The organism is Shewanella sp. Sh95 (assembly GCF_001308045.1).
GTDB lineage: Bacteria > Pseudomonadota > Gammaproteobacteria > Enterobacterales > Shewanellaceae > Shewanella > Shewanella xiamenensis.
The window spans coordinates 1-24,123 of the sequence record NZ_LGYY01000191.1 but is presented as its reverse complement, the minus strand read 5'-3'; the positions used below and the strand labels follow the sequence as shown (position 1 = coordinate 24,123).

Annotated in this window: 22 protein-coding genes and 1 tRNA gene; 12 read left to right on the top strand and 11 right to left on the bottom strand. The window is 47.5% G+C overall.

The annotated features are described in order from the left end of the window. Positions 1-23: 23 nt before the first annotated feature. The 8 genes from mrdA (at position 24) to lipA (ending at position 8,315) form a co-directional block, all read left to right on the top strand. Positions 24-1,880, top strand: coding sequence for a penicillin-binding protein 2 (mrdA, locus tag AEA42_RS14280; RefSeq protein ID WP_055648083.1), 1,857 nt, complete (start codon positions 24-26; stop codon positions 1,878-1,880). Further along, complete coding sequence (gene rodA / locus AEA42_RS14275; RefSeq protein ID WP_037415160.1) at positions 1,877-2,980, top strand: rod shape-determining protein RodA; 1,104 nt, start codon at positions 1,877-1,879, stop codon at positions 2,978-2,980. Before mrdA ends, rodA begins: the two co-directional genes overlap by 4 nt. Positions 2,981-2,997: 17 nt before the next feature. Then, a complete protein-coding gene (gene mltB, locus AEA42_RS14270; protein WP_055648082.1) occupies positions 2,998-4,074 on the top strand; it encodes a lytic murein transglycosylase B in 1,077 nt (358 codons plus the stop codon). Next, positions 4,058-4,900 carry a septal ring lytic transglycosylase RlpA family protein gene (locus tag AEA42_RS14265; protein WP_037415153.1) on the top strand — a complete coding sequence of 281 codons (843 nt, stop codon included), beginning with the start codon at positions 4,058-4,060 and terminating at the stop codon, positions 4,898-4,900. The genes mltB and AEA42_RS14265 overlap by 17 nt, the downstream gene beginning before the upstream one ends. Before the next feature lie 144 nt (positions 4,901-5,044). After that, entirely contained in the window at positions 5,045-6,220 is a 1,176-nt protein-coding gene (locus tag AEA42_RS14260) for a serine hydrolase (protein WP_037430803.1), read from the top strand. Positions 6,221-6,340: 120 nt separating this feature from the next. After that, complete coding sequence (ybeD, locus tag AEA42_RS14255; RefSeq protein ID WP_037415150.1) at positions 6,341-6,607, top strand: DUF493 family protein YbeD; 267 nt, start codon at positions 6,341-6,343, stop codon at positions 6,605-6,607. Between the two features lie 92 nt (positions 6,608-6,699). Next, positions 6,700-7,353, top strand: coding sequence for a lipoyl(octanoyl) transferase LipB (gene lipB, locus AEA42_RS14250; RefSeq protein ID WP_037430802.1), 654 nt, complete (start codon positions 6,700-6,702; stop codon positions 7,351-7,353). Then, entirely contained in the window at positions 7,350-8,315 is a 966-nt protein-coding gene (lipA, locus tag AEA42_RS14245) for a lipoyl synthase (RefSeq protein ID WP_023268311.1), read from the top strand. The genes lipB and lipA overlap by 4 nt, the downstream gene beginning before the upstream one ends. A gap of 70 nt (positions 8,316-8,385) precedes the next feature. Here lipA and rimI read toward each other — a convergent pair whose 3' ends face one another. Both rimI and AEA42_RS14235 read right to left on the bottom strand, forming a co-directional pair. Beyond that, entirely contained in the window at positions 8,386-8,799 is a 414-nt protein-coding gene (gene rimI / locus AEA42_RS14240; protein WP_226770112.1) for a ribosomal protein S18-alanine N-acetyltransferase, read from the bottom strand. Between the two features lie 125 nt (positions 8,800-8,924). After that, positions 8,925-9,275 carry a DNA polymerase III subunit psi gene (locus AEA42_RS14235; RefSeq protein ID WP_055648081.1) on the bottom strand — a complete coding sequence of 117 codons (351 nt, stop codon included), beginning with the start codon at positions 9,273-9,275 and terminating at the stop codon, positions 8,925-8,927. A 215-nt stretch (positions 9,276-9,490) separates the two neighbouring features. Here AEA42_RS14235 and dpsA point away from each other — a divergent pair, with 215 nt between their 5' ends. Next, positions 9,491-9,958 (top strand): DNA starvation/stationary phase protection protein DpsA, encoded by a 468-nt coding sequence (gene dpsA, locus AEA42_RS14230; protein ID WP_055648080.1) that lies wholly within the window; start codon positions 9,491-9,493, stop codon positions 9,956-9,958. 83 nt (positions 9,959-10,041) lie between these two features. Here dpsA and AEA42_RS14225 read toward each other — a convergent pair whose 3' ends face one another. From AEA42_RS14225 to AEA42_RS14195, 7 genes are all read right to left on the bottom strand, one after another. Next, a complete protein-coding gene (locus AEA42_RS14225; protein WP_055648079.1) occupies positions 10,042-11,247 on the bottom strand; it encodes a heparan-alpha-glucosaminide N-acetyltransferase domain-containing protein in 1,206 nt (401 codons plus the stop codon). Further along, positions 11,237-13,384, bottom strand: coding sequence for a TonB-dependent siderophore receptor (locus AEA42_RS14220; protein ID WP_055648078.1), 2,148 nt, complete (start codon positions 13,382-13,384; stop codon positions 11,237-11,239). The genes AEA42_RS14225 and AEA42_RS14220 overlap by 11 nt, the downstream gene beginning before the upstream one ends. An 85-nt stretch (positions 13,385-13,469) precedes the next feature. Continuing rightward, the gene (locus AEA42_RS14215) at positions 13,470-13,760 is read right to left on the bottom strand and encodes a hypothetical protein (RefSeq protein WP_037430576.1); all 291 of its coding nucleotides are present in this window, start codon (positions 13,758-13,760) and stop codon (positions 13,470-13,472) included. A 158-nt stretch (positions 13,761-13,918) separates the two neighbouring features. Further along, a tRNA-Trp gene (locus AEA42_RS14210) sits at positions 13,919-13,995 on the bottom strand. A 307-nt stretch (positions 13,996-14,302) separates the two neighbouring features. Continuing rightward, the gene (locus AEA42_RS14205) at positions 14,303-15,271 is read right to left on the bottom strand and encodes a hypothetical protein (RefSeq protein WP_037430564.1); all 969 of its coding nucleotides are present in this window, start codon (positions 15,269-15,271) and stop codon (positions 14,303-14,305) included. 44 nt (positions 15,272-15,315) lie between these two features. After that, positions 15,316-16,215 (bottom strand): 3'-5' exonuclease, encoded by a 900-nt coding sequence (locus AEA42_RS14200; protein WP_037430567.1) that lies wholly within the window; start codon positions 16,213-16,215, stop codon positions 15,316-15,318. Positions 16,216-16,319: 104 nt separating this feature from the next. Continuing rightward, complete coding sequence (locus AEA42_RS14195; protein WP_055648077.1) at positions 16,320-17,246, bottom strand: DUF808 domain-containing protein; 927 nt, start codon at positions 17,244-17,246, stop codon at positions 16,320-16,322. Positions 17,247-17,502: 256 nt separating this feature from the next. Here AEA42_RS14195 and rpiA point away from each other — a divergent pair, with 256 nt between their 5' ends. Beyond that, a complete protein-coding gene (gene rpiA, locus AEA42_RS14190; protein ID WP_037415120.1) occupies positions 17,503-18,162 on the top strand; it encodes a ribose-5-phosphate isomerase RpiA in 660 nt (219 codons plus the stop codon). Positions 18,163-18,261: 99 nt separating this feature from the next. On the opposite strand, the gene AEA42_RS14185 is transcribed toward rpiA, so the two are convergent. Next, positions 18,262-19,452 carry a class I SAM-dependent methyltransferase gene (locus AEA42_RS14185; protein ID WP_047536960.1) on the bottom strand — a complete coding sequence of 397 codons (1,191 nt, stop codon included), beginning with the start codon at positions 19,450-19,452 and terminating at the stop codon, positions 18,262-18,264. Positions 19,453-19,723: 271 nt separating this feature from the next. Next, on the bottom strand, positions 19,724-20,857 hold the full coding sequence (locus AEA42_RS14180) for an endonuclease/exonuclease/phosphatase family protein (RefSeq protein WP_055648076.1): 1,134 nt from the start codon (positions 20,855-20,857) through the stop codon (positions 19,724-19,726). Between the two features lie 611 nt (positions 20,858-21,468). Between AEA42_RS14180 and AEA42_RS14175 the strand changes: the two genes are divergently transcribed. Next, complete coding sequence (locus tag AEA42_RS14175; protein ID WP_055648075.1) at positions 21,469-22,149, top strand: hypothetical protein; 681 nt, start codon at positions 21,469-21,471, stop codon at positions 22,147-22,149. Positions 22,150-22,171: 22 nt separating this feature from the next. Next, the gene (gene mgtE / locus AEA42_RS14170; RefSeq protein ID WP_037415108.1) at positions 22,172-23,545 is read left to right on the top strand and encodes a magnesium transporter; all 1,374 of its coding nucleotides are present in this window, start codon (positions 22,172-22,174) and stop codon (positions 23,543-23,545) included. The last annotated feature ends 578 nt before the right edge of the window (positions 23,546-24,123 follow it).

Here is a 24,123-nt window from a genome sequence, read left to right as displayed (position 1 = left end):
GGGATCAGCTGGAGATAGCCTAAGTGTCGCCAAAAAAGCGGATAACCATGCACGACCACGCCGCCGAGGCGTCACTGTTTAAGCGCCGTGCGCTGTTCACTTTTTTTTGTGTTGTCGCCCTCTTGAGCGTGTTGGTGACTAATCTTTATCACCTTCAGGTTGAATCCTATAAAGATTACGCGACACGTTCTAATGACAACCGTATTCGCGTCGTGCCCATCGCCCCAAGCCGTGGCCTGATTTACGACAGAAACGGCGTACTCCTCGCCGAAAACCAACCCTTTTACTCCCTCGATCTGGTTCCAGAGAAAATTGCCAATATGTCCGAGACTTTGGACGAGCTAGGCAAGTTAATCGAGATCACCCCAGATGAGCGCGAAACCTTTACCGACGCTTTAAAGTTTCACCGCCGCTTTAAGCCGCTTACCCTTAAAAATCAGCTGACTGAAGAGCAAGTTGCGATTTTTAGCGTGAACCAGCATCGCTTTCCTGGGATTTCCGTCGAGGCGGGTTTAAAGCGTAACTACCCCTATGCGAGCCAGCTCACCCATGTGCTGGGCTATGTGGGCAAAATCAACACCCGTGATCGCGCCCAATTGGAGCGTAACGATCAATGGAAGAACTATGCTGCCACCAAGGATATTGGTAAGCAAGGCATTGAAAAATTTTATGAATCTCTGCTGCACGGCACGCCTGGTCACCTCGAAGAAGAAGTGAACAACCGCGGCCGGACTATCCGCACGCTTAAAATCGTGCCGCCGGAGCCTGGGCAAGATATTTACTTAACTCTCGATTTACAATTACAGCAAAAAGCCGTGGAACTACTCCAAGGCCATAAAGGCTCAATCGTCGCTATCGATCCAAGAGATGGCGGGATTTTAGCTTTAGTGTCGAGCCCAAGTTACGATCCCAACCAGTTCGTGCAAGGGATTAACAGCAAGGATTACAGTGATTTATTGAATGACAAATCACGTCCGCTGATTAACCGCGCTACCCAAGGCCAATATGCGCCCGCATCAACGATTAAACCTATTATTGCCCTACTGGGACTTGATGAAAAAGCCGTGACCGAACACACCCGTATTTGGGACCCTGGTTTTTGGCAAATCCCAGGGGTTGAGCGTAAATATCGCGACTGGAAACGCTGGGGCCATGGCTGGGTTAACGTCTATAGTGCTATCGTGGAATCCTGCGATACCTACTTCTATGAATTAGCTTATAAAATCGGTGTTGATCCCATAGCCCGTTTTATGGAGCAATTCGGCTTTGGCCAAAATACTGGTGTCGATATTTTCGAAGAATCAGCGGGCAATATGCCGTCGAAAGAATGGAAGCGCTTAAAATACAATCAAGCTTGGTACATAGGAGACACCATTTCAGTCGGTATCGGTCAAGGTTACTGGACCGCAACTCCGTTACAACTGGCCAATGCTACCGCTATTCTCGCCAATAAGGGTCGCCGTTTTCCGCCGCACTTATTAAGATCGATTAAAGATAATACGGCCAAAATTGACTCGCCGATTAACGAGTTACCACCGATTGAGCTTAAAAATCCGCGCAACTGGAATATCATTAACGAAGCCATGCGCCAAACCGCCCATAAGTCTCGCTTCACCGACGCAAGCTATACCGCGGCGATGAAAACCGGTACGGCGCAGGTGATTGGCGTGGCCGAAAACACGAAATACGATGCTAATAAGATTGCCGAGCATTTCCGCGATAATGCCCTCGTCGTGGCCTACGCGCCCTTTGAAGATCCGAAAATCGTGCTGGCTGTGGTAATGGAAAACGCCGGCTGGGGTGGCGCAAACGCTGGCCCCGTCGCTCGCGCTATGCTCGATGAATATATGCTCAGAGACACTTGGAAACCAACGCCATGAGTGCCCATCAACGTCAAAATATCTGGCAACGATTACATATCGACCTGCCCCTGTTGCTCGGCCTATTGGCTGTAATGGGCTTTGGCCTATTTGTTATCTATTCCGCCAGTGGTGAAGATCTTGGCATGATGGAACGCCAACTGTTTAGGATGTTTTTATCCCTGGGCATCATGTTTACCATGGCGCAAATTAATCCTGAGGCGCTAAAACGCTGGGCATTACCCATTTACCTTGCAGGCATTGTGTTACTGCTTGGGGTGCATTTTTTTGGGGAGATTAACAAAGGGGCACAACGCTGGTTGAACTTAGGCTTTATGGAGTTTCAACCATCTGAACTGATTAAGCTCGCCTTCCCCATTACTATGGCTTGGTATATCAGTAAATTCCCACTACCGCCCAAAAAACGCTATCTAGCGGGCGCAGGTGTCATTCTACTGATACCCACATTATTAATTGCTAAACAACCCGATCTCGGCACTTCTATTTTAGTTGCGGCATCAGGTATTTTCGTACTGTTTTTATCGGGTATGAGCTGGGTGATTGTGGGCGGTTTTATTGCCGCCGTGTTGGCATTTTTGCCTATTCTCTGGTACTTCCTAATGCACGATTACCAAAGAACCCGCGTCTTGACCCTACTCGATCCAGAACAAGATCCCCTCGGTGCGGGTTACCACATTATCCAATCGAAAATTGCTATTGGCTCAGGTGGCCTCTGGGGTAAAGGTTGGCTCGATGGCACTCAATCCCAATTAGAATTTATCCCCGAACGTCACACCGACTTTATCTTTGCGGTGATCGGTGAAGAATTTGGTCTGATAGGTAGCATTATCCTGCTCCTGATGTATCTCTACATCATCGGACGCGGCTTAGTCATTGCCTCTCGGGCGCAAACCAGCTTTGCCAGACTCCTTGCCGGCAGTATCACATTGACTTTCTTCGTTTATGTTTTTGTGAATATTGGTATGGTTTCAGGTATCCTGCCTGTGGTGGGTGTACCTTTACCCCTTGTCAGTTATGGTGGCACATCAATGCTGACATTGATGACAGGGTTTGGCATTCTTATGAGCATTCATACCCATAGACGTTTTGTAGATAGATAATTTTTAGGGACTTCTTAATGCCGATTCTTCGAGCTTGTTTGGCTCCACTGGCAATGCTTTGCCTCAGTTCATACCTTATTGGTTGTTCAACCGCTAACGAGTCCGCGACAACACAGCCAAGTGCCGCCGTGACCACACAGGCTCCCACACCGGTATTAACCGAGGCACCAGTATTACCTGAGGCCTTAAAGGCTGAGTTTATCAAAACCCAAATGGCACAAGGCTTTACCCAAGCCGAAGTCGAAAATTTCTTGGCCAAAGCCAACTACAACCAAGCCGTTATCGATGCGATTTCGCGTCCTTGGGAAGCGAAACCTTGGCATCAGTATTATCCGATTTTCTTAACCGAAAAACGCCTCAACGCAGGTCTGGCCTTCTGGAAAAAACACGAGGCGACGATTGCCAAAGCCGCCACTAAGTACCAAGTCGAACCACAAATTATTGTGGCTATTATTGGTATCGAAACTTTCTATGGCCAGTACACGGGTAATTATCCGGTTATCGACGCACTCTATACCTTAGGATTTTATTACGAGCCAAGAGCCACCTTCTTCCGCAAGGAATTTGGTGAATTAATGAGGCTGGTAAAAGAAGAACACTTAGATATCAATAACCTCAAAGGCTCCTACGCTGGCGCCATGGGCTTTGGTCAGTTTATTCCTTCAAGTTACCGCCACTATGCTGTGGATTTTGATGGCAGCGGCAACCGTGATTTACTCCAGAGTCCAGAGGACGCCATTGGCAGTGTTGCCAATTACTTCCATGAACATGGCTGGCAATTGCATGCCCCCGTTGCTTTACCCTTAGTGAATAGCAGTGCCAATGCACCTAAAGCCAAAGTGTGGGCAGGCGAGAAGTTACAATACAAGGTCTCTGATATTCTCTCCCCGAGCTTATCGCTAGTCAACGCCCGCGATTTAGATGCCTCGCAAAAAGCCATGCTTATCGAGCTAGAACAAGTGGGAAGTAAAGATTACTGGTTAGGGCTCAATAACTTTTATGTAATCACCCGTTATAATCGTAGCCCCTTGTATTCCATGGCTGTTTATCAATTTAGCCAACAACTGAAGCAACAACATGACGCTAAAAAATAATCTTTTATCGCTTTTGATGCTCGGCTGCTGTTTTGCGCTCGCGGCCTGCTCCAGTTCTAACTCTGGCTCAGCCAGCGTGAAGAATAAGAATATGGATCCCAATAAGGGCCGCTACGCGCTTAAAAACGATAAGATGCCCCTTAATCCACCCAATGTAGATCATGTACCGAATGCGACCCCCAAATATGAACCCTATAGCCGCCGCGGTAACAAACCCTATACGGTTTATGGTGAGTCCTATACGGTATTAGACTCGGGGGAAGGCTTTTCCGAAATGGGTCGCGCCTCATGGTACGGCGAAAAATTCCACGGTTATGAGACATCCAATGGTGAACCCTACGATATGTTCGGCATGTCTGGAGCCCATAAGACCCTCCCCCTACCAAGCTACGCTCGCGTCACTAACTTAGATAACAATAAGCAGGTGATTATTCGTATTAATGATCGCGGTCCGTTCCACTCTGACCGGATTTTAGACTTATCCTATGCCGCCGCCTATAAGCTTGGTATGCTAGGCACAGGTACGGCACGCATAAAACTGGATGTCATCTATATTGGCAATAAAACCGCAACCCAATCGGCAATAGCCAATATTCAATCCTCAGGAAACCACTATATACAGTTAGTGGCTTCGAAGGATAAACAGCGACTCCATAAAATAGCGAAGGATCTGGAGAAGAAATATCAGGTCAAGACTCGTGTACAACCGGCAAACAATATGTTTAGACTACAGCTCGGTCCGATTGGTCAAACGGAGCTTGCCGACCGATTACTCATTAAAGTGAAACAAGATGGCTATCCCGAAGGCTATATGGTTTTGGAATAGTGAACACTCACATTATGGAGTCAATTTAGCTTAAAAATACCGCAGATGAAGGAACCTTCACTGAAAACCTTTGTCGAAGGGTGGTATACTCGCGAAACTATTTTGCCTTTTCTTTCAATACAACCAAAAAGACGTGCTAAGTTAATGATGAATTTTGTAAAAAGTCCCATTAAGACATTGCTGCTAATTTCGAGTGTTTCTCTTCCTGTTTATGCTGCGCAGCCGATTGTTACCCCTGATGCACCAACCGTGGCCGCCAAGGCTTACATCTTGATGGATTATAATTCAGGCCAAATCATTGCCGAAGAAAATGCATACGAGAGTTTAAACCCCGCCAGCTTAACGAAGATGATGACCAGCTATGTGATTGGTCAGGAAATTAAAGCCGGTAACGTATCTCCCGATGATGATGTCACCATCAGTAAAAATGCTTGGTCGAAGAACTTCTCTGACTCATCGAAAATGTTTATCGAAGTGGGTAAAACCGTAAAAGTTTCTGACTTAAACCGCGGCATCATCATTCAATCCGGTAACGATGCTTGTGTCGCGATGGCCGAACATATTGCGGGTACTGAAGGCGCCTTTGTTGACATGATGAACTCGTGGGCAAAGCAGCTTGGTATGCGTGATAGCTACTTTGAAAACTCCCATGGCCTAGATTCAGAGAACCATAAAACGACGGCCTATGATATGGCACTTTTAGGTGCAGCACTCATTCGTGACGTGCCAGAAGAATACCGTGTCTACAGCGAAAAATACTATACCTTCAACGGTATCAAACAATATAACCGTAATGGTCTGCTGTGGGATAACAGCATGAATGTGGATGGTATCAAAACCGGCCACACTTCTGGAGCAGGTTATAACTTAGTCGCTTCTGCAACTAAGGACGGTATGCGTTTGATTTCAGTGGTATTAGGCACTCAAAGTGAAGCAGCTCGTAAAGCCGAAAGTAAAAAACTGCTGACCTATGGTTTCCGCTTCTTCGAAACAGTGACCCCTTACAAGGCCGGCGACAGCTTCGTGACGCAAAAAATTTGGTACGGTGATAAGAGTACCGTCGATTTAGGTGTCGCTACAGATGCACCAGTTACCGTCAGCCGTGGCCGTGCAAAAGACTTAAAAGCCAACTTCGAACTGACTAAGCCACTGGACGCACCACTGAAAAAAGGTGAAACAGTGGGACGCTTATACTTCCAGTTAGATGGCAAAGATATTGCGCAATTCCCGCTAGTTACCTTACAAGAAGTCAACGAAGGCAGCTGGTTCAGCAAATTAGTTGATTACTTTAAGCAACTGTTTTCTGGTTGGTTTAGCTAATCCGGCTCACAAAACTCAGCCACCTTCGGGTGGCTTTGTTGTTTTTGGGGGAGTATCACCCTTGAATCGGGTATAATCGCCACCATATAGTTCCTATTAAAATGGTTATTGAGCACGACTATGTTAAACACAAAATTTGATGAACTCATGGAGTTTCCCTGCGCCTTCCCATTCAAAGTGGTTGGCGATGCCCACGAAACCTTAACGGATAGAGTGGTTGCGGTAGTGCAAAAACACGCTCCAGGTGATTATTCACCAACAGTTAAAGCCTCGAGCAAAGGGAGCTACTATTCAGTCACTATCCGTGTCACTGTGACCAGCAAAGATCATATCGAAATACTGTACACTGAGCTTGCCGGTATCGAAGGCGTTCGCCGCGTACTATAAGTATTCCTCAAGGCTATAAAATGTGATCTATCTTACATTTATGGCCAAGAGGCGTATAATAGCGCCACTCAATTATAGGGGAGAGGTTGCCCTTGCAAGACACCACTTTGCATATTCGGCATCTGGGACAGCAGGATTATGAGTCTGTGTGGCATGCAATGCAGCATTACACCGACACTCGTAACAGCGACAGTCCAGACGAACTGTGGATCGTTGAACATCCACCCGTATTTACCCAAGGCCAAGCAGGTAAAAGCGAACATATTTTGAATCCGGGCGATATTCCCGTGATCCAAGTGGATCGTGGTGGTCAAGTCACTTACCACGGACCAGGGCAATTAGTTGTCTACCCTCTCCTCGATATTAAACGCAGTAAAGTGGGTGTCCGCCAACTTGTGACCCATATCGAGCAAAGCATTATCGATATGCTTGCCAAATACGCTATCACTGCCTACGCCAAGGCCGATGCACCGGGGGTGTATGTGGATGAGCGCAAAATTGCCTCTTTGGGTCTAAGGATCCGTAAAGGCTGTTCATTCCATGGCTTAGCACTGAATGTGGATATGGATTTGGCCCCATTTCGACGCATTAATCCCTGCGGTTATGCAGGGCTTGAGATGGTGCAATGTAAAGAACTTGGCGGCCCACAAACCGTGATTGAAGCAGGCGAGCAACTCATTATTACCTTTAGCCAACTACTGGGCTACCAACATCTAGTTCATCATCAAGGATTAGCAGCGTCATGAATAGGCCTGAACGTTTACAACCCGGAGTCAAATTAAGAGATGCCGATAAAGTCTCGCGCATTCCGGTTAAAATCGTGCCCTCTGAGCGCGAAACCATGTTACGCAAACCCGATTGGTTAAGGGTTAAACTGCCCGCGTCTAACCAACGCATTCTCGATATTAAGCAAGCGTTACGCGCTAACGGCCTGCACTCGGTCTGTGAAGAAGCTTCTTGTCCTAACTTGGCAGAATGTTTTAACCACGGCACTGCGACCTTTATGATTTTGGGCGCAATTTGTACTCGCCGCTGCCCATTCTGCGACGTGGCCCATGGTCGTCCACTCAAGCCCGATGCGGAAGAGCCTGTTAAATTGGCTCAAACCATCCGTGATATGAAGCTAAAATACGTGGTAATCACCTCGGTTGACCGCGATGACCTGCGTGATGGCGGTGCCCAGCACTTTGCCGACTGTATCCGTGAGATCCGTAAGCTCAATCCCGAGATTAAGATTGAGATCTTAGTGCCCGATTTCCGTGGTCGTATCGATGCCGCTCTCGATATTCTGTCGACTGAGCCGCCTGATGTGTTCAACCACAACCTTGAAACTGCGCCTATGCATTACCGCAAAGCGCGTCCGGGTGCGAACTATCAATGGTCACTCGACCTACTGAAGCGCTTTAAAGAGCGTCACCCCAACGTGCCGACAAAATCGGGGCTGATGATGGGTCTAGGTGAAACCAACGAAGAAATCGCTCAAGTGCTGCGTGATTTACGTGAGCACAAGGTTGAAATGTTGACCTTAGGTCAATATCTGCAACCGTCTAAGTTCCACCTGCCGGTTGAGCGTTACGTGTCACCAGCCGAGTTTGATGAGCTTAAAGCCCTTGCCGATGAGCTAGGCTTTACCCATGCTGCTTGTGGTCCATTAGTGCGTTCAAGCTACCATGCAGACTTGCAAGCTCAAGGTAAAGAAGTGAAGTAACCTTCGCTTTATTAACTCCATAAAAAAACAGCGCTAATGCGCTGTTTTTTTTATATCTACTTTTAAAAACTTAAACCGTTTCGCTTAAGGCTAAATCCATCAAAATCGCATCTTCTTTGCCCTCTTCCAAAGGGTAATAGCCTTTGCGCCGACCGGTTTCGACAAAGCCCCGCTTCTGATAGAGTGCGCGCGCGGCAAGGTTTGATTCGCGAACCTCCAGCATCAGCACCACGGCCTTGGCAGCCTTAGCGACGTCGATAACCGCCGTGAGTAGCAGATGCCCATATCCTCGCCCTTGTTGTTCTGGCGGCAAACAAATATCCAGCAGCGTTGCCTCATCGACAATCTGCTGCACAATCGCGAAGCCGAGCAACTTGCCATTGCTTTGCATTAATCCAATAACGCGGTACAAGTGGCCAAAACAATCGGCAAGGTTATTCTCACTCATAGGATGGGAATGAGCACTCGCTTCAATGCGCGCCATTTGACTCACATCCGTTGGCGTCAGAAGTACGATTTGCAATGATTCGTTAAGGGTATTAAGGACTTGATGACTCACGGGAAAATCCAAATTAAAAGGTAACTCACGATAATGTGTACTGGACACGACTAGGCCGTTAATTGCTGCTCACGCCACTGGCAAATCTGCCCCCACAAGGCACGCTTTGCCTCACTGTGTGACAGCAAGTCCGCAAGGGGATCCGACACTAACCAAGCCACTCTCGGTCTAACCCTGTGGCGGCGTAAATCCCAAACTATGGTTTTGCCCTTATGTGGCTCAGTGTTGAACTCGCAGTCATCCTTACTGATCCCAATTAAGCCAAGGACCGTATCAATCAGTGGCTCAGCGGCAGACGACATATCATCAACATCCAAAACCACTTGATAAGTTCGCACTTTAGTATCGCGAAGCTGCCAAGGAGTTATCTCCATCGCGGCTAAATAGGCAGATTTATTCATAGGGTTATTGGGGTTTCATTAGGCACTGACACCGCATAAGGATACCAGCTAAATGGGCCGAATGTTATTGCCAAGATACGGTTCATGACTCAAGCCAAACGTTTGCTTACGCTTTAATCTATAAAATCGATTTTATGAATCTATTTTAACCGCTTTATATGTTTAGCTTATTTGATAAGCTATCTCCATTGAGTAGGACAATAGGAGGAATTTCCATGATTAACATCGGCATCAACCAAGCTCATAGAGAAGAAATCGCCGCTGGGTTAAATCAGTTATTGGCCGACAGCTATAGCCTTTACCTTAAAACCCACAGCTTCCACTGGAACGTCACAGGCCCCATGTTCACTAGCTTGCACTTATTGTTTGAACAGCAATATACCGAGCTTGCCTTAGCGGTCGATTTAATCGCCGAGCGAGTTCGTGCATTGGGCGCAAGGGCATTAGGCTCCTATTCGGCCTATGCCAAGTTGACCGAAATCCGTGAAGACCAAGGTGTCACTAAAGCTGAAACCATGATCCGTGAACTGTTAAGCGACCAAGAAGTAGTGATTAGAAATGCCCGTGCGCTCTATCCCTTGGTTAGCCAAGCCAACGACGAGGCCACGGCAGATTTACTCACCCAGCGCATTCAACTCCATGAGAAAAATGCGTGGATGCTACGTAGCTTATTAAGCGAATAACCTTTTCATCATCCCCAAGCCAAATGGCCGAGCAGTCACGCGCTCGGCCATTTTATTGGGCATTTATCGATGCTAAAGCCAATTTAGAGATACTTAAGCCAAGCCTGCTGACTCTGTCCTTTGTAACGGCTAAACCAGCGCACGGGATAATAGAGCAAAGGAATTAAGACTACGCTTATCAGCCATACCCACCCCATATGCGCTACGCCAAACAGCTCACCATGGTTGGCGCCAAATATCCCTTTAGCCAGCGAATACAGCAACAGCAGCACATATAAGTGCAAGATATAGAAGAACATAGGTACAGAGCCAAACACTGCTAACCTCTGCCCCATCCAACCTAATACTCTGCCTGCCGCAAAATAGCGCTCAAACACCACTAAGCAATAGAACATCCCGCCCAAGGTCACCAACAAAAAACTCAGTGATGGCGGATACTTAGTTAGATTAAATACTGACATTAAGGTTTGGCCTAAGGTATCGCCAAACTGCCAAGGCAGCGTCTCGCCGTAGAGATTAAACCCACGCAGCAAGCCAAACAGCAGAGCGCAGCCAAGTCCTAACAGTATTAATTTTTGCTGACGCAGCCCCGCATCACTCCCTCTGCCAAATAAGGGGCCAGCCACATAGCCCAATAAAATCACGCCAATCCAAGGTAGCGCTGGGTAACTTATCTTCAGCTTAAGCTCGCCCTCGGCAATCAAATAACCTCGGTCATGCAGTATCGTCCACAGACTATAGCCCCACTCGTCTGGCGTAAAATGAATAGGCGACAATAGGTTATGGCCAAAGATAATCAATAGTCCGAGTAATGCCATCCACAACCTCGGGAGGTTGATTAATGCCGCAAGGGCCAACATGCTCAGCCCTATCACCCAAATCACCTGCAACCACAGGGTGTTATAATTGCCCATCCATGAGAAATTTATCACCAGCACCTCGAGGGCGATTAAGAATAGTCCGCGCTTAATTAAAAACTCGCGCGCAGAGCGTGGTTCACCATAACCGCGATTGGCGTAAAGCCAAGCCGAGACCCCAGTTAAAAAAACGAACACAGGCGCACAAAAGTGCGCCGCAAAACGGCTGACAAACAGCGCCCAGTTTGTTGTGCTCAAATCCATAGGATCGCTCACCTGCATATGCAGGAAAAACCGCTCCCGCACATGGTCGAGCAACATAATCAGCATCACTAAGCCGCGCATCATGTCGATGCTATTGATCCGCTGACGCCCTTGCAGTTTAGGCGCAACAGTCGAAGCCATGGGTGTCACTGTGACATTAGAATTCATAGCTAACACTCACTTTAACGTTACGTGGCTCACCCGGTACAGCCCACAGCGCCGAGTAACTGCTGGCGATATAGTGCTCATCCAGTAGGTTATCGACATTGAGGGCGAGACTTAAGTTGTCAGCAAGCCGAGTCGTGAAGAACATTCCAAGTAACTGATAATTCGGTAATTGAAAACTCGGTTCGGCCGAATCGCCCAAGCGTGAGTCCACATAACGCCAACTCAGCCCTAAATGACCGTCGATAGAAAGCTCATTTAAGTCCTGCTTGAGGATGACACTGCCCGTGTGTTTTGGCACATTGACCAGCGGACTCCCCGCCGGAATTAACACGCCCCAATCCAGATTCAGGCTGTCGTTCGCCGTGCGGGTATTAAGGTAGGCATAGGACAAGGTTGCTTGTAAGCTTTCAGTTAACTCGGCCGCGACATCCAATTCAATCCCCGTGCTCTTGGCTTCACCAAGGGTCGCAGAAAAGCCGACATTGACGGGATCTGAGGTCAAGATATTGCTCTTTTGCGCATCAAACCAAGCCAAGCTGCCATTAACGGGTAACTCAAACCAAGTGTTGTTGAACTTAACCCCTAACTCGACGGATTTACTCTCCTCTGGCTCGAAGGGATTACCTGCAAAATCAGTGCCTGAAAGCGGTAAAAAACCTTCCGAATAGGAGCCGTAAACACTTAACGCCTCAGACCATTGATACACTAATCCGACTTTCGGACTGACCCTGTGATCGCGTTGATCCGACAGACTCGCGTTGACCTGCTCTGCAATTTCTTGGGAATAACGGTCAAACCTTAAACCCAAATGCAGTTTCCAGTGCTCGGTTAACTCCAATTGATCCTGTAAATAGGCGCCCCAGGCATCTTGAGTCTCTCGGTTTTCATAGAGCAAACTGACCTCAGGCTGAGCCGCGCCATATTGGGGCGTAAAAATATCGATAGCATAGGCGCCCTTCTTGCCTCGATAACGGTAGAGTCCCGTTTTTAGTCGATAATGATAGGCATCCGTCCCGAGCAGCAGATTGTGCCTTATGTTGCCAGTATCAAACTGGCCGCTGAGTTCGGCCCGAACAGAATGGTCTTCAGAAGCGTAATCTCGATAGCGATGCTGCCGCGTCAGAGTACGGCCATCGTCATATAATGATTGACGTCCCTTTGCTAATTCGGCATCCGATGAGTAGCCATTCAGACTCGAATCGCGGTAGTTATAACCCGCGGTAAGCGACCAATCCTCATTTAATTCATACTCATAGGTAAGCTGATGCCCAGTCGCATCCACTTTAGTTGGCCCATCGTTGGGCTCGCCTAAGTAACGCGAACGGGGCACGGTATTAAAGTCGTTATTGAGCACTACTACGCCACGGTCAAATAACTGTTCTTGCTTAAGATATTCAACCTCATACAGGAGCGATGACTTATCGGACAGTTGCCAGCGTAGCGATGGCGTGACGATCTTTTTATCGCTAAATACATGATCGCGAAAACTGTCATGCTCCTGCCAAGCGCCATTGATCCGAAAGGCCAAGGTATCGGTCAGCCCCGAAGTAAAATCCCCTTCTAACCGATATTGCTCAAAACTCCCCGCGGAGGCTTTTAAATAGCCCTGCGCCTCGTACTGCGGTTTTTTAGTCACAATATTCACAGTACCGCCGGGCTCCGAGCGTCCATAAAGCGCCGAGCCCGGGCCTTTAAGGATTTCCACATAGGCTACGTTCGATAGATCTCGGTGACCACTAAAACCTCGGCCACCATTAAAACCATTAATTAAATAGCCCGATGGCATGTTTTCATTCCCAGGAAAGCCCCGTAACGAAAAACTATCCCATAGCCCACCACCGTTGTTTTGCCGCGCGACACTGGCAGAATAATCCAATAAGTCTTGAAAACGCGTCAGCCCAGTATCTTTAATCAGTTGCTCATCCAGCACTGTGATGGCCTGAGGTAACTCAGTCGCAGGCACATTGCCGCGGTAGGCCTGTCGATAATGAATGCTTAAACGCTCGATATCATTATTAAGTCCAGTGTTATCAGTTTGCAGCGCCTCGGCGGCCAATAGGGGAACACTCGTATCCAACGCCAACAACGTCACGCCCAGCAGTAATACCGAGCGCTTTTGAATGACATAAGTAGCCATTTTTTACTCCAAAAATAAACAGCATCGGGCGCCTTGGTTAAGCCAAGGCGCTCGAAAAATAAGAGAAATAGATAAAAAGCAGGAGTTAGGCTGCTAGCGGCGGCGCGCGGCTAAGGAAGTTGCGCCTAAATGGCGTCTTAAAGGAAATAACATCAAACTCAACCGAGATAACACCCTGTTGAGCAACTTGAAAATCTAAAGGAGAGTATGAGAGGGCATGCTGCAATTGGTGCTGATGCAAACACAGCGCGCAATGGGCTTTGGTATCATCATTGAGGTGGGAAACACTGTGCACCGCAAACGCAACAGACAGCAACACTAAGATGGCTGCAAGCCATAGTGCTAATCTGCGCCTTGTTTGCATCACAGAGCTCAAACCATACATCCTCAAACCAAATGGATTGCGATTGTATGTTAGACACTACGAAAGTTGCAAATACCTTTACTTAACAAATGTAAGCAAATGCACTACGAAATTTTATGACGGCTAAAATAAAACGGCTCGCATATTTCTATGCAAGCCGTTGTTTTATTTGGCAGGGGTGGCAGGACTCGAACCCGCAACCATCGGTTTTGGAGACCGCTGTTCTACCAATTGGAACTACACCCCTGTTGACGTGGGGCATTATGCTAAAAGCACTCTCAAAGGTAAAGGACTTTTTATGACAAACTTAATTAACTGAGGAATTTTCAAACAAGTTTTGCATCTACTGTTGATTTAATTGGCATAAAGCTGAAAAAGTCGTCATGTAAGCTCATTGCAGAATGTTCAAAACCCGCTGGCAACAGCGTAAACGGTGAAACCTGATGCTCTGTCTATGCCCCAGAAACTCACAAAAGAGTCGTGAAAACGCCTTAAAGGATAAATTTAAGCGCTGTGCGTACCAAGCACTCACTAATTAATCCCATCGCTGAAAGTTAATCATCAAGGGTTGAGATAAAAATTCGCCGCAAATCATTGTCCCAAAGCTGGATAATCTTGCGGGTCTTATCCTTATTCCAAAAACACTTACCAAACAGGATAAGCCCTGCGCCCTCTAAATCCCGCTTATCTTCGATATTAAAGCGCTTAAACAGTTTGATTTTGACGGCCTCAATAGGAATGCCTATGTCTTTACTGTCGGCAGGATTGAGCCAAGATAACGTCGGGTCGCTATGGGAGATAGTGCCCCAGTACATATGGGGTTTATTATCCGTCGGATCCGCATCGGCAAAATTCACAAACAAATTCTTCGCCCGCCAGCGGTACTTACGCTCATCATCGGTATAAACCCAAAGATCCGAAGTCGCCAGATCGGAGCCTCGCAGCAGGCTATGGAGTAACTTTTCTAGCCCTTGGCTCGGTGTACGCTTTGCCGTGATGGCTATTTCTGGCTTATCGGCCGCTACCTGATAGTCAGCTTTGGGCTCCTGTACTGACGCTAATTGCTCAGTATCATTTTCAATGTCACTTTTGGCTCCAACCTCTTGCTCTTGGGGAGCCTTGATTTTGTGCGCTGAGTTAGATGGTCTCTTATTACTGGGATTAAGTGAGAAATCGATAACCAAGGCATCTGCGTCGAGCAGTTGTTGCTGCACTTCGAGGGCATCTTGTTCTTCACGGGACTTTTGCGCCGACGGATTAAATTCGATGCAATCGAGCTCATGGTAACGGGAGCCAAAACAGGCGGCCCTACCATCCTTAGATGCTTTACGAAAATAGGCTTTGCCGTAGCAGGCGGGGCAATATAAATGCTGGCGCAAACGCTCAATCTCAGCCTCGGGTAACTGCTGAAACTTGAACACACTGTAGGTGACACCGGCCTGAGCATGAGGATTGAGTCGTAATGGTGACGAAGCCTGCTCTGCCGCAGCCTCGGTTGTGAGTACACAAATCGCATCCAACATCTCTTGCCCCCCTAATCCTTATCTTCGCGACCTTATCTCAAGTCTTAAGCTGGATGAAAATAGCTCGCGAGTCGTGTGGCTAAACTCGGCGGCAATAAGGGTTTATTACCGACAGTCGTTTTGCCATAAAAACCTTGCAGCTTGTCGATTAACTGCCAAAAACAGAGGTTTGCCGCCAATGCATCGAGGGCGGCGTACTGAATTTGCGCTTGGGATAAAGGCACCTGTTGCCAATTCGAGAGGGTAATTTTTTTAGGTTTATCGATGCGTTTATGCAGTAATGCCGCCACCAATTGCCGCGTGCCCATCTCCTTCCCAGCCCCGAGCTGCGCCATCGCCCAATTCAAATCGAGTCGAGGGGAGACATGAATATCCCAATCTCGTTTCAGTGCTTGGCCATCGCCCCTTAATCCAATCCCCACTTTGAGGATCTGCTCATTTTCGAGCAAAGGTTTAAGCTCAGCGAGCCTCTCACCCAATACCGCCTGTTGAAATAAATAACAGGTATCGGAGGTCGCCAATTGCACTAAGCTCAAGGGATGTTGAACACCCGGCTCAAAGCTTGCCCGCGTTTCGGTATCAAACCCCAGCACGGATTCACTGCTAAGTTGTTGTAAGGCGGCGGTAAGCTTATCGAGCATGACTAATTCTACTCGCATTTCCACCCGCATGTCGTCCCGCATATCCACCAGCGACAGTGGCGAAAGATTAGCCAGCTCGGCATCCGTTAAGCGCGTGGTTAAGGCAAGCTTTTGTTGAAACCATGCAAACTTGAGTTGCGAATCGCCTGCCGATAAATCCCCCGCTTGGAGCTCGGTTAACTCCGCCAGATAGTTGCTGCCCGCCGCATCCATCGCCGCCAGCAGTTTGTCGGCATGTTCGCCTAATTCCTCACGCAGCCAAGCCAACTTATTGGGGGAAAGGCAATAACGCATTAATTGCATAATTCGTCCTTGAGCGCTGAAATAATCGCGGCGAGCACCTTCGCACTCGCACAGCTCGGATTAGCTGACGCTATAATCGCCAGCTATGAAAGGATGACAACGGATCAGCTACGCAGCTTTTGAAATCCAGTCATCACCAATACCGCCACCGCGCCCGCCGCGATGCCAAAGAGCGCGTTAAGAATGCTTGGCGTCAGTAACCCAAGCACTGGGCCGACTAGGGCAAAGGTTTCCACGAATTGCTCGGCATGGTGGATTTGCTCGCCGACCCAATGTAATCCATGGGTTAGAATGCCGCCGCCCACCATAAACATGGCGGCAGTACCAATAATGGTTAAGCTCTTCATCAACACGGGCGCCGCGCTCAGTAAGCCAAACCCCAACTTACGATTAAAGCGAGTGAAGCCCGACTCGCCCTGACGCTGGCTCAGATACAGACCCGCATCGTCCATTTTGACAATCGCTGCCACCAAACCATAAACGCCTATGGTCATCACGATACCAATAATGGCGAGGGTAAAAAATTGCGTTGAGAGCGACTTATCCGCGACTATGCCTAAAGTGATGGCGATAATTTCTGCCGACAACACAAAGTCGGTGCGGATAGCACCCTTCACTTTTTCCTTTTCATAGGCCGCAAGATCGCTTATCTCCGGTATGTCAGATTCGGTCTGCTCCGCGTGTTTGTCTTTTCGATGGCTATAGCTGTGGTGTAATTTCTCAAAGCCTTCAAAACATAAAAACAAGCCGCCGAACATCAATAAGGGGGTCACCGCCCAAGGAATAAAGGCGCTGATCAACATGGCTGCGGGCACTAAAATCAATTTATTGCGAAACGAGCCTAAGGCGACCGCCCAGACCACAGGTAATTCGCGGTCGGCACTCACGCCCGTGACTTGCTGGGCGTTTAAGGCCAAATCGTCCCCTAACACCCCAGCGGTTTTCTTGGCCGCGACCTTACTCATCACTGCCACATCATCCAAAATGGATGCAATATCGTCGAGTAAGGTTAATAAACTTGCCCCTGCCATACACACTCCCTTAAACCAATGTTTTATTTTGCCGATTCTGCTTTGGCAATAGTAACTTAGTTAGATTAAGCCCGCATAGAGCATTGTCTCTATCCAGATGTACTTTATCTTAAAGCACTTCCCTTTATACACAGATTAAATCAGTGCGGGCTGTAAGCAAGATCACAGCCATAGTGCAATAGCACCACACTATTTGGCGGAAAAGAGTATACTAAGCCCAGAATTTTTTACTCATTTGCCATTACAGGATGTCAACATGACTCAAGATGAAATGAAAAAAGCCGCAGGCTGGGCTGCACTCAAATACGTTGAGAAGGACAGCATTGTAGGTGTGGGCACAGGCTCAACCGTTAACCACTTTATCGATGCTTTGGCGACCATGAAGGCCGATATTGAAGGTGCGGTATCAAGCTCAGAAGCCTCTACCCAAAAGATGAAAGCCCTTGGCATCCCAGTTTATGACTTAAACAGCGTCGATAAATTATCCGTGTATGTTGATGGTGCCGATGAAATTAACGGCCATATGGACATGATCAAAGGCGGCGGCGCGGCATTAACCCGCGAGAAAATCGTTGCGGCTGTGGCTGAAAAGTTTATCTGTATCGTGGATAACACTAAACAAGTGGATATTTTGGGTGAATTCCCGCTGCCCGTTGAAGTGATCCCAATGGCGCGCTCTTACGTGGCCCGTGAACTCGTCAAACTCGGCGGCGACCCAGTGTACCGTGAAGGCGTTGTCACGGATAACGGCAACGTGATCCTCGACGTTTACAACCTTAAGATCATCAATCCTAAGGAATTAGAAGATAAGATCAACGCTATCGTCGGCGTAGTGACCAACGGTCTATTCGCAAAACGCGGCGCCGATGTGTTACTGGTTGGCACCCCTGAAGGCGTGAAAACCTTTACCGCTTAAGGGCTGATTGAGTCGAAAGACCAAGACTCCCATGCGAGAAATAAAAATGCCGCTGCAACTGCACCGGCATTTTTTTATAACGTTTACACAATCAAACGATTACCACACTCGAGCCACTAAGCCCTTGAGGTAAAATCCTTCGGGGAAGGCGCTGCCAATCGGGTGATCGCTCGCCTGGCTTAAACGCTCGATAAATTGGATCTCACGTTTAGCATCCAGTGCCGCATCGGCAACGATTTTTTGGAACAGATCCGCAGGCATTAATCCCGAGCAAGAGAAGGTCAACAGCACCCCGCCCGGATTTAATAATTGCAGCGCAATCATATTGATATCTTTATAGCCACGACAGGCACCGTTGAGCTGCGACTTATTGTCGGCAAACTTTGGCGGGTCGAGTACGATTACATCGAAGGTTTTACCCTCATCGCGATACTGACGTAACAGCTTAAACACGTCGGCTTCGTTGTAATGCACATTGTCATCATTTAACCCATTGACTCGCATATTCAAACGCGCAGTATCGAGGGCAAGTGATGAGACATCGACGTTCTCAATGCTGGCCGCGCCCGCCTTAGCAGCATAGAGGCCAAAGGTGCCGGTGTAGCAAAAACAGTTCAGTACCGATTTGCCTTTCACAAAACGGGCGGCGATGGCGCGGTTATCGCGCTGGTCGAGGTAGAAACCGGTTTTATGACCCTTAGTCACATCAACGGCGATTTTGATACCGTTTTCTTCAATAATGACGGGCATTTCAGGCAGCGTGCCATGGAGTAAACCCATGGTAGAGGCTAAGCCTTCTTTCTTACGGGAATCGACGTCTGAGCGCTCATAAATCGCGCAATCGGGGTACAGCTCGGCGAGCACATCGACAATAGTGTCACGCCATACATCGGCGCCCATGCTCAGTAATTGGCACACCAATACATTGGCATATTTATCAATAGTGATACCGGGTAAGCCGTCGGACTCAGCGGCAATTAAACGGTAACCCGTTAAGCCTTGTTCACGGATCAAATCATCGCGTCCCGCTTGTGCACGCAGAATACGACGCTTAAAAAACTCACGGTCAATTTCTTCTTCGCGATCAAAAGTCCAAATTCGTACTTGGATTTGAGACTCAGGAGACCAAGCACCACGGCCCAACCAATGACCATCGTGGGCAACCACATCGACGGTCTGCCCCGGTTCAGGCTTACCTTTAACGTTGTGGATCCCGTTGGAAAAGACCCAAGGATGACGACGCTCAAGGGACTTTTCGCGACCGGGTTTAAGTTTGATTCTGATAGCCATAGTACCGCCTTTGATAATTGTACCGCCTGTGTGTTGTACCACCGTAATCAATAGTACCGCTCGAACACTAGGCGCCGCCCTCTAAAAATGGAAGCGGATAATATACCTAATAGGGTTCAAGTGCGAGCCATCTGTCCAAAACATCAGCTCTCCATTCCCATGGTCTGCGATCATACTCCAGTTTCGCGGGTAAAACCCTGGGCCGAGGGCGTGTTAACGATTCAAGATGAGATGTTGTTCTTGATGGCATCCTCGACAGTTATTTTACTTGCTAACGCCGCAGCGCCAATTCCACCCATACCGGTGCATGGTCGGTACTGTAAGCATCGCGCTCATATTCGGGCCTGACTAAGTGTCTATCGCAGGTTTGATAATCCACCACCTGAGCCAAACTGCGACTATCACTGGCATCAAACTCATTGGAAAGCAAAATATAATCGAGTACCGAACCTTTAGGACCGTAGTAATGGGTTGCAGCTCGATGCTCCCGAGAATGGACTAGGTTATCGGGCATATTCGCCGCAATAAATAACTCGTAAGCATCTTGCAGTCGATATTGGGCAAACACAGCCGAACGTGCAGTATCAGACAAATGCCCAAGTCCCGCGGCCTTGATATCGTTGCTGTGGAGATGCTCGCCTTGGAGCGTTAATGCATCCAACGCCCCCATGGACAAACTATCGTTAAAATCACCCATCAGGATCACCGGATATCTTATGCTTTGCCGCCGCGCGAGAATAGTATGGAACAACAATGCCGCCTCTGCGCCCCGCTGCATGGTCGATGCCCAGCGACCTAGGGCTTGCTCAGTTAATAACTTAGTCTCAGAGTGCAACGCAAGCGTAGGTGGCGCACTTAAGGTTAAGCCTAAGGGATGTGGCTCTAACGCAAGTCCCGGGCGCTTAGATTTAAAATGCACCACATAGCAATCACAAGCGCCAATTTGCGGTATATCCACCGTCGCCCGCAGTACTTTACGACTAAAGGTAAATTGGCTCGATAACCCCATCGCTGCCACTAAATGTGCATCGGGTTCAATCGCATGCACCTCAAGGATTGGAAAGCGCGACGCTAGCGCAACCACAGGGCTTTGATAAATGTAATCACTGACCAAAGTGGCGCTATCAACTATGGCAAAATGTGTTAACCCTTGCTGCGCCGCAAGTTGTTTTAATGGCTCAGGGCTAAACACCTCCTGAAACCCGACAATATCCGGATGATATTGGTTTAAAAGCTCGCCAAACCACTGACACTTCTTTTGCCACTGGCCATGGCTATAGATATTTTCAAAATCGTAAAAGGCTAAAGGTGGTTCAATAAAATTAAATAGATTGATAGTCGCAATACGAATATTCGAATGGCAGTTTTCAGCCGAAATGGACTGCTGTTGGGAAGCAAATGTCACAGGTGATTCCTCTTTAGCCAAACCGTTGTGCTAATTAAACTCGGTTCTTAACTGATTGCGATAAATCGATTTTATCATTAAATACATCCATTAACTGGCGCAGAACAACAGCAATTAATAAATATCAAACCTTATAAAAATACAGCCAGCCCCCAAGGCAACCTACTGCACACCAAAATGCAACACAGCAAAAACCTAAAACAAAAATCAACTCAAGAATAAAAGCAAAATTGAAACATAAACATAGGTAATTGCCTATTGGGTTGACTTTCATTGTCAGCGGTTTAGAATCTAGCCGATTTTACCATTAGGAGACCCACTGTGGGCACACACATAAGCGACAGTAGATGCCCTGTCCAAAAGACAGGATTTAACGCCTAGCACTAGCCCGCAATATTTTGCTGCTACCTGCTAAGCAGGGTAGTAGCGTGACACATCTCACCCCACACCCGTACATTCAATTTCAGACCTTAATATTAGCCAGTCATGCTAGCGTTAGCGCTCGCCTATTGGTTTTTCCGGCATTGAGCCGGAGGATAAGTGCTGCCTATTGAATACATCTTCACGCCTATTTTGCCCCAGTTGGCTCCCCACACTCAGGGAGTTAAACCATGGCGTACACAAACAAGCCATTCACCTTTGCTTTTCAGTCTTGGGCATTTTTGGGACTATGCATTAGCGTCGCAACACATGCCTCTCAACTCGATGTGGATGATCCCAGCATCGCCGAACACTGCGAGTTACAGCTAGGTTGGCAACAGCCGAGATCCGATCATAGCGCAAAACAGATAAATGGCAGTGGCACCTGCAACTCAGGCCAGTGGGAATGGCACTTAGGCATTGAACAACAAAGTAATAATGCTATCAATGAGCAGCAAACCGAGCTGGGATTCAGATTGCCATTAAATGCAGACTATGCCCCTTGGCAAAGTGCGCTGGCTGTTAATTTGCAAAAAAATCATCAAGGCAGCCACCCTCTAACAACGCAAATTGTGGGGATTTTGGGATATGACTTGGCAGCTCAGAATTTACGCCTCTATAGCAACCTAGGTATAGATCAGTATGGCGCTCAATCGCCCCAGCTTATTGCAGGAGTTGCTATCGCCTTCGAATACGACACTGAGCAGCAATGGATAGCCGAATTTTATCGCCATGAGTCCCATGAACGAGCCTACAAACTCGCATATCAATATTTACTTAAAAGACAGTTACAACTTCAACTAAGCCTAGGCAACAGCCTAAAAGGAAACACACAACAGCTGGGCGCTGACTTTACCTTTTTCTTTAATTAATAGATCGTTGGGAGAATGAACTATGAACATGAACAACAACCAAAAAAATACTAAGCAAATCGTCGTAGCTATCCAAAATATTTTAGAGCAGCGCGATACAGCAGGCATTACGGCTTTAGCGAAAGAGCGTCACCCCGCAGATATTGCCGCTGTAGTTGGTAGCTTTACTCAGCCACAGCAATTACGGTTTTTGCAACTTGCGCCCGCCAAAATTGCGGCGGATTTATTTCGTTATTTACGTGATGAATTACAAACAGAATTAGTGCAGCAGTTAGATAAAACCACGCTGTCATCGCTGTTGCTCACTATGGCAGCGGACGAGCGCGCCGATCTTTATAACCTGCTCGAACCTGAACAACAAAAACGACTATTGCCCGTGTTAGCACAGGCAAAACGAGAGGATATGCGCACTTTAGCCGCCTACGATAAAACCAAGGTCGGTGCGGCGATGACATCGGATTACACTCTGCTCAATAGCCGTCATACCGCCGCCCAGGCGATTGAAATGCTGCGCACGGAAACCGCCGATAAAGAGACGATTTATCAAGCCTATGTGGTCGATATGTTAGGCCGTTTAATTGGAACGGTATCACTTAGACAATTACTTTTAGCGCAGCCAGAAGAGCGAGTGGTCGACTTTATGAAACACAACCCCATCGCCTTAGATGCCAACGCTCAATGCCAAGAAGCGGTGCAGATGATCGCCCATTACGATTTATTGGCTCTCCCCATCATCAATGGCAAGGGACAGTTAGTCGGTATTGTCACCTATGACGATGCGATGGACATTGCCAGTTCACAGGTTGATGTTGAATTTACTAAAACTGCGGCCATCGGCAATATTGATCACAATTTAAAAACCGCCAGCATAGGCTTGCTCTATCGTAAACGAGTCGTTTGGTTGGTCATTTTGGTGTTTGGTAATATTTTCTCAGGCGCTGGCATCGCCTTTTTTGAAGATACCATTGCCAGTTATGTTTCTTTGGTGTTCTTTCTTCCACTGCTCATCGATAGCGGCGGTAATGCGGGTTCGCAATCAGCCACCTTAATGGTGCGAGCCTTAGCCACTGGCGAAGTGATACTCAAGGATTGGCTCTCATTGCTGGGGCGTGAATTAGGGGTAGCAGGATTACTCGGTGCCAGCATGGCCTTGGCAGTATCGCTACTTGGGTTTTGGCGCGGTGGTCCAGAAATCGCCTTGGTCGTTGCATTAACCATGCAGATCGTAGTGATCATTGGCAGCCTGATTGGCATGTCACTGCCCTTTTTACTCAGCAAGTTAAAAATGGATCCGGCTTCAGCCAGCGCACCACTTATCACCTCAATCGCCGATATCATTGGTGTGCTCGTTTACTTTAGTATTGCTACAATGATTTTAGATTTACCTGTGGCTTAAAAGAGTTACAACGCTTTTGCTGCGATGCTGATGAAAAGTGTTAACACTCAAACTAGCAAGCTCAATTAAGGTTGAATCGCAATTTGTAGAAATACAGTACGAGATATTCACTTGTTATCCAAAATCGACTTGGGCAATTTATTTGCTCAAGTTCATAAATTCATTGTTATTCAATAAAAAAGTAAGATTATGGCATTGATATACGTTAATATTTTCTTACCACACTTTCCTACTTACCCTAATACCGCAGGGATTGCACCTTAGACGTTATTAATTCAGTGGCCATAACAATATCAATAAAAGTTTAGAGGTTTTTATGTGGTTTAATTCAAGACTCAAAGCAGAAAACGAAGTGCTGAAGCAAAAGCCTGAAGAATCCCCTGATGATTTACAAATAAATCATCAAATTAGGGTGGAAGCGCATCTTGTTGCATGATCAAATGGTTTCGCCAAAAACTACACTTGGACAACAAGATGCGCGAAGCCAATATCCTACAACATTCTTTACACCAATACTGCCCAGAACTTCACCTAAAACGATTAAACAGCTTGATGCTGGCCTCTAAGGCACTGATTGA

What these genes read in the sequence shown, in the direction of transcription:
- AEA42_RS14220 (WP_055648078.1), bottom strand. Translation starts at nt 13,384, where the DNA reads ATGGCTACTTATGTCATTCAAAAGCGCTCGGTATTACTGCTGGGCGTG.
- AEA42_RS14225 (WP_055648079.1), bottom strand. Translation starts at nt 11,247, where the DNA reads ATGAATTCTAATGTCACAGTGACACCCATGGCTTCGACTGTTGCGCCT.
- rimI (WP_226770112.1), bottom strand. Translation starts at nt 8,799, where the DNA reads ATGGCGCGCATTGAAGCGAGTGCTCATTCCCATCCTATGAGTGAGAAT.
- AEA42_RS14175 (WP_055648075.1), top strand. Translation starts at nt 21,469, where the DNA reads ATGGCGTACACAAACAAGCCATTCACCTTTGCTTTTCAGTCTTGGGCA.
- rodA (WP_037415160.1), top strand. Translation starts at nt 1,877, where the DNA reads ATGAGTGCCCATCAACGTCAAAATATCTGGCAACGATTACATATCGAC.
- AEA42_RS14265 (WP_037415153.1), top strand. Translation starts at nt 4,058, where the DNA reads ATGACGCTAAAAAATAATCTTTTATCGCTTTTGATGCTCGGCTGCTGT.
- rpiA (WP_037415120.1), top strand. Translation starts at nt 17,503, where the DNA reads ATGACTCAAGATGAAATGAAAAAAGCCGCAGGCTGGGCTGCACTCAAA.
- mltB (WP_055648082.1), top strand. Translation starts at nt 2,998, where the DNA reads ATGCCGATTCTTCGAGCTTGTTTGGCTCCACTGGCAATGCTTTGCCTC.
- AEA42_RS14205 (WP_037430564.1), bottom strand. Translation starts at nt 15,271, where the DNA reads ATGTTGGATGCGATTTGTGTACTCACAACCGAGGCTGCGGCAGAGCAG.
- AEA42_RS14195 (WP_055648077.1), bottom strand. Translation starts at nt 17,246, where the DNA reads ATGGCAGGGGCAAGTTTATTAACCTTACTCGACGATATTGCATCCATT.
- ybeD (WP_037415150.1), top strand. Translation starts at nt 6,341, where the DNA reads ATGTTAAACACAAAATTTGATGAACTCATGGAGTTTCCCTGCGCCTTC.
- AEA42_RS14200 (WP_037430567.1), bottom strand. Translation starts at nt 16,215, where the DNA reads ATGCAATTAATGCGTTATTGCCTTTCCCCCAATAAGTTGGCTTGGCTG.
- AEA42_RS14260 (WP_037430803.1), top strand. Translation starts at nt 5,045, where the DNA reads ATGATGAATTTTGTAAAAAGTCCCATTAAGACATTGCTGCTAATTTCG.
- mgtE (WP_037415108.1), top strand. Translation starts at nt 22,172, where the DNA reads ATGAACATGAACAACAACCAAAAAAATACTAAGCAAATCGTCGTAGCT.
- AEA42_RS14185 (WP_047536960.1), bottom strand. Translation starts at nt 19,452, where the DNA reads ATGGCTATCAGAATCAAACTTAAACCCGGTCGCGAAAAGTCCCTTGAG.
- AEA42_RS14235 (WP_055648081.1), bottom strand. Translation starts at nt 9,275, where the DNA reads ATGAATAAATCTGCCTATTTAGCCGCGATGGAGATAACTCCTTGGCAG.
- dpsA (WP_055648080.1), top strand. Translation starts at nt 9,491, where the DNA reads ATGATTAACATCGGCATCAACCAAGCTCATAGAGAAGAAATCGCCGCT.
- lipA (WP_023268311.1), top strand. Translation starts at nt 7,350, where the DNA reads ATGAATAGGCCTGAACGTTTACAACCCGGAGTCAAATTAAGAGATGCC.